Source organism: Achromobacter maghribensis (genome assembly GCF_057334215.1).
In genome coordinates this window covers 84,099-91,924 of sequence record NZ_JBHFII010000005.1, presented here as the reverse complement: position 1 = coordinate 91,924, position 7,826 = coordinate 84,099, and the positions used below count along the sequence as shown (strand labels likewise).

Here is a 7,826-nt window from a genome sequence, read left to right as displayed (position 1 = left end):
GCGCGCGACCGGCGCATCGTGGATGCCCGCCACGGGAATCGACTCCACCAGCGCACCGGTCGCGTCGTTGCCGGCGTAGTGCCGGGTCTCGGTGACCGTATAGGTGTTGGCGCCGCAGTTCAGCATCACCGGCTGCGATACCGATCCATAGGGTTGCCCGTTCGTCTCCGACACGCGGGGTTGCGCATAGAACCACGCGACCGTCACCGCCATCACCACCGGCCTTTCGGATACTGGCGCAATGGACGAGGTGTCGTAGAACACGCCGGGCATGGCGCGGGGATCCAGCGGCGTCCAGGCCGGGCCGTCGCCAAACACGATGCGCGACACGTCCAGGTCGCGGGGTACGATATTCACGGCGCAAGCGTCCGGCGGAATCGGGTCGCCTTCGCGCACGGTCACCGCCTGGCAAACGTCGGGTGGCGCGGCCAAGGCGGGTGGCATCCAGCCAGCTGCCCCCAGCAAAGCCAGGGCCAGAGCGAAGCGAGCGTGCCTTGCGATCATGTCGGGTTTCCGTGTGGCGCCGGTTGAAGCGTGAGAGTATGTCACGCCAGTATAGAGAACGTCGCGCAACACGCTATAGTTTCGCCTATTCCCAAAAGTCGCCGGCCAGATGGCGGGCGCCCATGCATCAGGATGCTCTGCAGCCATGAACCTTAGACTGCTTGCCAGCGGCGCCGCGATCGTGGTCGCGGGGGTGATCGGCTATGGCCTCTATCAGCTGGTGCCGATGGGCAAGCCGCTTGCGCGCAACGAGCTCATCGGCGAACTCAATGGTCCGCCGCTGGCCTCGTCTTCCCGGGTGTCGCTGCAACGGTTCGGCGAACGCCAATTGCTGGTTGGGCAACGCCTCATCACCGGCAAAGACCTGGCGGGCCTGGAACAAGCGCCGCAGCTTGACGCCCTGGTGCCTGCCCTGGGCACGCGGCCCCAGAATCCATGGCAACTGGCCGACACGCGCAACCTGATCTACGGCGGGCAGGGCACGGGCGTATTCAAGCTGCTGGGGTCCATCAGCGGCGACACCGGCGTCACGCTGATCGGTTCCCCCGAAGGCCGCACGCTGTACCTGGTCACGGGCACGCCACGTAGCCCCGGCATCCAGAACGGCAACGGCGATCCGCCCGCTGCCTGGGAAACGCTGCGCTCCGACGACCAGGGCAAGACCTGGACGTATGATCCGGACGCCGTCCTGGGTCCGCCGTTGCAATACACCGTGTTCCTGACGCAAGACCGCGTGATCGCGCTGGAACGGCACGACGCTGGCCAACGCCTATTGGTCAGTGAAGACGGCGCCCGGCATTGGTCGGCCACCTTGCTTGACGAGCAGGTCTGGCCCGACGCGCAAGCCTTCGATCGCGCTTTCCAGGAAAAGGCGGGCAAGGACGGCAGCCAATTGGCCTACGACTGGTCGCTATTTCCCCTGGACGACAGGCGGGCTGTGGGCTGGAGCTGGCGCACGCGGATCAGCTTGAACGCGGCGGAAAAAAACGAAGTGCTGGAAACCCGGCGCTTTGAAGTGGAGCTTCAGAGCGGTGCGTCTCCTGCCTTCCGCATCACCCCCCACGCGTCGTCCGTCCCGGCGCCCGCGCCCGACGCGCGTTATACCCGGGACGAACGCGTGTTCGAAACGTTGGGCAACGCCATCTATGAGCTGGACAAGGCCGAACGGACATGGCATCGGCGTTCGGCGTCGCCCACCGTGCGCGGCGAACCCACCTGGATAGGCAAAGCCTGGTTTGGCCGCAAAGTCTGGGTGATCAAGACCTACGCGGATCATCTGTTTTCGTTCAGCGAATACACCAAAACCTATTTCGCCACGCGCGACCAGGGCAAAACGTGGCGCCCATTCCAAATGCCGCAGGACGTGGAGAACGGGCTACTGGGCATGGACGCCTCGGGTGAAGCCTTGCTGTCGCTGGCCGAACGAGACGGAAAGACGGTGATCCGGCGGTATCCTCTGGATTGAGTTGGCAGGACGATTTTTCCCGCTGGAATCAAGGCAAAAAGGCAGGACTTTCTTCACATTACCTTGGGTGATCGCCTTAAACCACCAGTACCGGACATGGCGCATGCGCCAAAATCCGTCCGCTGACCGACCCCATCAAGGCGTTGACCACCGGGCTGCGGTGGTGCGATCCCAGCACGATCGCCGTGGCGTTGACGCTGGCCGCGTAATTGACGATTTTCTCGGGCGTGAACCCGGTCAGTTCGTGGCATTCGTAGTTGACGTTTCCGCTGCGCAGGATGTCCACCACCGAGCGCATTGCCTTGCCGCTTTCTTCGTGATGCCAGGCGTCGACGTCGGCCTTGCCGATGAATGACTCGACATCCCCCGACACCTGAGGTTCGCAATGGACCACATGCACGATGAAATCGCGGTTCAGCAATGGGCTCGCGACCAGGTAGCGGGCGGCTTCATCGCTGTATGTCGATCCGTCGGTAGCGAGAATGATCGTGTTCATGGCAGCTCCTCGGTGTGTGACTTCTTCACGTTATAGCGGTCGGCCGAAGCCTTCCGCCTGGGCAACAGCAAGCTGGCGCCGATGGACGCGGCCAACACCAGGCCGACCACGCCAAGCGACCAGTGCACCGGCACATGGACCCACTGCGCCGCCAGCATCTTGCCGCCAATGACGATCAGCACGATCGCCAGCCCATACTTCAGATAGTGGAAGCGGCCCACCATGTCCGCCAGCAGGAAATACAGCGCCCGCAGGCCCATGATGGCGAAGATATTCGAGGTGAAGACAAGGAAGGGGTCGCGCGTGACGGCGAAGATCGCCGGGATGCTGTCGACGGCAAAGACCACATCCGTGGCTTCGATCACCAGCAGGACGACGAACATCGGCGTGGCGTAGCGCAGCCCGTCGATGCGGACAAAGAAGGACTGGCCGTGGTAGTCGGGGGTGATGCGCATTCGTGCCCGCATGAAGCGGACCAGGGGGTTTTGGGCGATGTCGGGCTGGCGTCCGGCCGTCGCCAGCATCCTGGCGCCGCTCAGGATCAGGAAGACGCCAAGCACGTAGAACAGCCAGACGAATTTCGACAGCAGCCAGACCCCGGCAAGTATCATCCCGATGCGCATCACGATGGCGCCCAGCACGCCGTAGAGCAACACCCGCCGCTGTAGTTCGGGGGGCACCGCGAAGTACGTGAATATCAGGGAAAAGACGAACATGTTGTCCGCGGACAGCGACAGTTCGATGAGATACCCGGTGAAGTACTCCAGGGTTTTCTGGTTGGCCACGGCCCGGCCGGCGCTGGCGTCGAGAAACGCCCACATCGACAGCCCGAACAACGTTGCCAGCGTGGCCCAGGCCAGCACCCAGCCCAGCGCTTCCCGGGATGACACCCGGTGCGCGCGACGGCCGCCCAGTGCATATAAATCAAGCGCCAGCACCGCCAGCACGAAGCCGATGAATCCCACCCACATCGGCGTTGTGGCAAAAGTCTCGATCTGACCCATTTGCCGCCTCCTGCAAGGTACGAGGCCAGTCTAGAACAGGCTTATTCTTCGGACAATTCGCATATCATGAAGTGATAGTCAGATTTTTTGGATGGATCCGCGATGGTCTCTCTCAACTACAAACATCTGCGCTATTTCTGGATGGTCGCCAAGGCGGGCAGCATTGCCCGTGCGGCGCAGCAATTGCAGCGCACGCCGCAGTCGATCAGCGGCCAGTTGCAGGAACTGGAGGACTCGCTGGATTCCCCGCTGTTCCGGCGGGTGGGGCGCGGCCTGGAACTGACGGATGTCGGCCGCCGCGCGCTGCAGTACGCGGATCGCATCTTCACCCTTGGCGACGAATTGCTGGACGATCTGCGCAACCGGCCCGCGCAGCCCGCCGTGGAGTTCAGGATCGGGATCGCCGAAGGCGTGCCCAAATCGCTGGTGTACCGGATGATCGAACCGGTGCTGCGCCTGGAAGAGCGTGTGCGGCTGATTTGCCGCGAAGGCCGCCTTGCGTTCCTGTTAGCGGATCTGGCGGTACACCGGTACGACATGGTGATCGCCGATCGTCCCATGCCCAGCCATTTGAATGTCCGCGGTTTCAGTCACTTGCTGGGCGAAAGCAGCCTGACGTTTTTTGGCGCGCCGGCCTTGCTTGAGCAATTGCCGGGCCGGTTTCCCAAGATGCTGGACCAGGCGCCATTCCTGTTGCCCGGCGAAGACGCGGCGATCCGGGCGCGGCTGGTGCAGTGGTTTGACGACCACGATATCCGGCCCCGCATCGTGGGCGAGTTCGACGACAGCGCCTTGTTGAATTCATTCGGCCAAACCGGGGTGGGCCTGTTCGTGGCGCCGACTGCCACGACCGCCTATCTGGTCAAGCAATATCGGGTGCGAGCCATCGGCAGCACCACCGCCGTTAAAGAGCAGCTTTACGCGCTGACCACGGACCGGCAATTGCAGCATCCCGCCATCATCGCGCTCAACAAGGCCGCGCAGGAGGATATTTTCGGGCAGGGCGGCGTTACTCCGCCAGCACGTACTCGGGGTAGCGCTTGCAGATCTCGGCGACCTGGCTGAGCGTTCCGGACAGGTGCTCGCGCAGCACGTGCTGCGCGCGTTCCGGCGCTTGCGCCACGATGGCGTCCAACAGGCGTTGGTGATCGTCCATGATGCGTTCGGCCTTGCCGGCTTCCGGCAGATGCAGGCGGCGCAGGCGATCCAGGTGGCCGCTGTAGCGTTGCTCCAGTTGCCACAGGCTGGTCACGCCCGCCGCGGCATGCATGTCGCGGTGAAAAGCCTGGTCGGCGTCGATGAACTGCTGGTATTCGCCATTGGCATGGCTGACGCGTTGCAGGTCGATGCTGGCTTGCAGGCGTTTGTGCAGCATCGGGTCGGGCCGTTGCGCCAGCTGGTGCACGATTTCCAGTTCCAGCGATTGGCGCAGGAAGTGCGCCTGCCGGGCGGCGGGGATGTCGATACGGCTGACGACGGTGGTGTGCTGCGGGTAGATCTCGACCAGCGCTTCTTCGGCCAGGCGCATCAGGGCGTCGCGGATGGGCGTCTGGCTCAGGCCGTAGGTTTCGGCCAGCGTGACGCGCGATAACGCGGTGCCCGGGGCGAGCTCCAGCGATACGATCTGTTCGCGTAAGTGTTCAAAGACCTGGGGCGCCGCGTGGCGCGAACGGTCCAGTCTGAGCTTTTGGCTTTGCATCCGAAGGCGTGTCGGGAGTACGGTGGTCGAAGCCCGCAGTGTAGCGGGTTTTTACCTAGCTGACGCACTAATGTATTAGTGTTTAAATGATCCCATCCCCACCACGCTTCACTCCCTATTCCCCTATGAAACGTACCTACGAAAGTCTGCGCAGCGCCGCCTGGATGGCCAAGGATGACCTGCGTTCGTTCGGCCACCGTTCCCGCATGATGCAAATGGGCTATGCCCCCGACGACTGGGTCGGCCGTCCCATCATCGCCATCATCAACACGTGGTCGGACCTGAATCCCTGTCACAGCCATTTCAAGCAACGCGTCGAAGACGTGAAGCGCGGCGTGTTCCAGGCGGGCGGTTTTCCGGTGGAGTTGCCGGCCATTTCGGTGTCGGAATCGTTCGTCAAGCCGACGACCATGCTGTACCGCAACTTTTTGGCGATGGAAACGGAAGAGCTGCTGCGCAGCCATCCGGTCGACGGCGCCGTGTTGATGGGCGGGTGCGACAAGACGACGCCGGGCTTGCTCATGGGCGCCATCAGCGCCGGGTTGCCGTGCGTGTACGTGCCCGCGGGCCCGATGCTGCGCGGCAACTGGAAGGGCAAGATCCTGGGATCGGGCTCGGATGCCTGGAAGTTGTGGGACGAGCGCCGCGCGGGCAAGATCACGCAAGAACAATGGACCGAAGTGGAGGGCGGTATCGCCCGTAGCTACGGCACCTGCATGACGATGGGCACGGCCAGCACCATGACGGCCATCGCGGAAGCCATCGGCATGACGCTGCCGGGCGCATCCTCGATTCCGGCGGCGGACGTCAACCACATGCGCATGTCTGCCGAGTGTGGTCGCCGCGTGGTGGAGATGGTTTGGGAAGACCTTAGCCCCAAGCGCATCCTGAGCCTGGCGTCGTTCAAGAACGCCATCAACGTCGCCATGGCGATGGGCTGTTCCACCAATGCCATCGTGCACCTGGTTGCGATGTCGCGCCGTGCCGGCCACGCGGTTGGCCTGGACGACTTCGACGCCGCCAGCCGCAAGGTGCCGGTCATTGCCAACATCCGGCCCAGCGGCGACACCTACCTGATGGAAGACTTCTATTACGCGGGCGGCCTGCCCGCGCTGATGTCGCGCTTGCAAGATCATCTGGATCCCACGGCGATGACCGTCACGGGCAAGACGCTGGGCGAGAACATTGCCGGCGCCGAGGTCTATAACGACGACGTGATCCGCAAACTGGACACCGCCATCTACGACGAAGGCGCGCTGGCCGTGCTGCGCGGCAATATCGCGCCGGACGGCTGCGTGATCAAGCCCAGCGCGTGCGCGCCGCAGTTCCTGCAACATACCGGCCCGGCGCTGGTGTTCGACGACTACCCCAGCATGAAGGCCGCGGTCGACGATGAGGACCTGGACGTCACGCCCGAACACATCATGATCTTGCGCAACGCCGGCCCGCAAGGCGGCCCCGGCATGCCGGAGTGGGGCATGCTGCCCATTCCGACCAAGCTGGTGAAGCAAGGCGTGCGCGACATGCTGCGCCTGTCGGATGCCCGCATGAGTGGCACCAGCTATGGCGCCTGCATTCTGCACGCCGCGCCCGAAGCCTATATCGGCGGTCCGTTGGCGCTGGTCAAGACGGGCGACATGATCACGGTGGACGTGCCGGCCCGCAGCATTCACCTGAACATCAGCGACGAGGAGCTTGCCGCGCGCCGCGCCGCCTGGACGCCGCCGCCCAAGCGCTACGAGCGCGGCTACGGCTGGATGTATTCCCAACACATCCTGCAAGCCAACGACGGTTGCGATTTCGATTTCCTCGAAACCGGATTCGGCGCGCCCGTGCCCGAACCCGAAATCTTCTAAATGCCTGGCGGGCGCGGCCCGCCAGGCGCTTGCCCTTTTTTATCGAGTATCGACCCCCGGAGTCATCGTGTCCCAAATGAATCCCGAAACCCGCGCCCGCCTGGCCGGCATCAGCACGGCCACGCTGTGCACGGCCCTGTTCAAGCGCGGCCTGCGCAATCAGTTCATCCAGGATGTGCGCCCGCTGAACGCCAACCTGCCCAATATGGTCGGGCCGGCGTTCACGCTGCGCTATATCCCCGCCCGTGAAGACCTGAACACCATCAAGGTGTTCGAAGACCGTTCGCACCCGCAGCGCGTCGCGGTCGAGACCTGCCCGGAAGGCGCGGTGCTGGTCATGGACAGCCGCAAGGACGCGCGCGCCGCGTCGGCGGGTTCCATCCTGGTCACGCGGCTGATGAAGCGCGGCGTGGCTGGCGTCGTCACCGATGGCGGCTTTCGCGATTCGCCCGAAATCGCCGAACTGGGCTTTGCCGCCTATCACCAGCGGCCGTCGGCGCCGACCAACCTGACGCTGCATCAGGCGCTGGACATCAACGCGCCCATCGGTTGCGGCGACGTGGCCGTGTGGCCGGGCGACATCGTGGTGGGCGACCGCGAGGGCGTCGTGGTGATTCCCGCGCATCTGGCCGACGAGATCTCGGTCGAGGCCGTGGAAATGACCGCCTTCGAAGACTTCGTGACCAGCCAGGTGCAGCAGGGCGCGTCCATCCTGGGCCTGTATCCGCCCACCGATCCGGGCACCAAAGACAAATTCGCCGCCTGGCGCAAAGAACAGGGCCGTTGAGCCTTGCCGCCGGCC

The 7,826-nt window shown here is 64.0% G+C and carries 8 protein-coding genes; 4 read left to right on the top strand and 4 right to left on the bottom strand.

The window, feature by feature from the left end; all coding sequences use genetic code 11:
* Nucleotides 1–504, bottom strand: a 504-nt coding sequence (locus ACE039_RS01950; RefSeq protein ID WP_485821540.1) for a surface-adhesin E family protein, incomplete at its 3' end; no start/stop codon positions are given.
* Between the two features lie 145 nt (nt 505–649).
* Between ACE039_RS01950 and ACE039_RS01945 the strand changes: the two genes are divergently transcribed.
* Complete coding sequence (locus ACE039_RS01945; RefSeq protein WP_485821539.1) at nt 650–1,969, top strand: hypothetical protein; 1,320 nt, start codon at nt 650–652, stop codon at nt 1,967–1,969.
* Nucleotides 1,970–2,045: 76 nt separating this feature from the next.
* Here ACE039_RS01945 and ACE039_RS01940 read toward each other — a convergent pair whose 3' ends face one another.
* The gene (locus ACE039_RS01940; protein WP_105557235.1) at nt 2,046–2,465 is read right to left on the bottom strand and encodes a universal stress protein; all 420 of its coding nucleotides are present in this window, start codon (nt 2,463–2,465) and stop codon (nt 2,046–2,048) included.
* Complete coding sequence (locus tag ACE039_RS01935; protein WP_448712834.1) at nt 2,462–3,469, bottom strand: TerC family protein; 1,008 nt, start codon at nt 3,467–3,469, stop codon at nt 2,462–2,464. Before ACE039_RS01935 ends, ACE039_RS01940 begins: the two co-directional genes overlap by 4 nt.
* Nucleotides 3,470–3,571: 102 nt before the next feature.
* On the opposite strand from ACE039_RS01935, the gene nhaR reads away from it, so the two are divergent.
* Nucleotides 3,572–4,534, top strand: a complete 963-nt coding sequence (gene nhaR / locus ACE039_RS01930) for a transcriptional activator NhaR (RefSeq protein ID WP_485821538.1) — start codon at nt 3,572–3,574, stop codon at nt 4,532–4,534.
* Here nhaR and ACE039_RS01925 read toward each other — a convergent pair.
* Entirely contained in the window at nt 4,479–5,168 is a 690-nt protein-coding gene (locus tag ACE039_RS01925; RefSeq protein ID WP_105557237.1) for a GntR family transcriptional regulator, read from the bottom strand. The genes nhaR and ACE039_RS01925 overlap by 56 nt on opposite strands.
* 125 nt (nt 5,169–5,293) lie before the next feature.
* Between ACE039_RS01925 and araD the strand changes: the two genes are divergently transcribed.
* Entirely contained in the window at nt 5,294–7,024 is a 1,731-nt protein-coding gene (gene araD / locus ACE039_RS01920) for an L-arabinonate dehydratase (protein ID WP_310027900.1), read from the top strand.
* A gap of 76 nt (nt 7,025–7,100) precedes the next feature.
* Nucleotides 7,101–7,811, top strand: a complete 711-nt coding sequence (locus ACE039_RS01915) for a ribonuclease activity regulator RraA (RefSeq protein ID WP_105557239.1) — start codon at nt 7,101–7,103, stop codon at nt 7,809–7,811.
* The last annotated feature ends 15 nt before the right edge of the window (nt 7,812–7,826 follow it).

Bases quoted from the DNA above. Each gene is read 5' to 3' on its own strand.
- ACE039_RS01945 (WP_485821539.1), top strand. From the start codon at position 650: ATGAACCTTAGACTGCTTGCCAGCGGCGCCGCGATCGTGGTCGCGGGG.
- ACE039_RS01940 (WP_105557235.1), bottom strand. From the start codon at position 2,465: ATGAACACGATCATTCTCGCTACCGACGGATCGACATACAGCGATGAA.
- ACE039_RS01935 (WP_448712834.1), bottom strand. From the start codon at position 3,469: ATGGGTCAGATCGAGACTTTTGCCACAACGCCGATGTGGGTGGGATTC.
- nhaR (WP_485821538.1), top strand. From the start codon at position 3,572: ATGGTCTCTCTCAACTACAAACATCTGCGCTATTTCTGGATGGTCGCC.
- ACE039_RS01925 (WP_105557237.1), bottom strand. From the start codon at position 5,168: ATGCAAAGCCAAAAGCTCAGACTGGACCGTTCGCGCCACGCGGCGCCC.
- araD (WP_310027900.1), top strand. From the start codon at position 5,294: ATGAAACGTACCTACGAAAGTCTGCGCAGCGCCGCCTGGATGGCCAAG.
- ACE039_RS01915 (WP_105557239.1), top strand. From the start codon at position 7,101: ATGAATCCCGAAACCCGCGCCCGCCTGGCCGGCATCAGCACGGCCACG.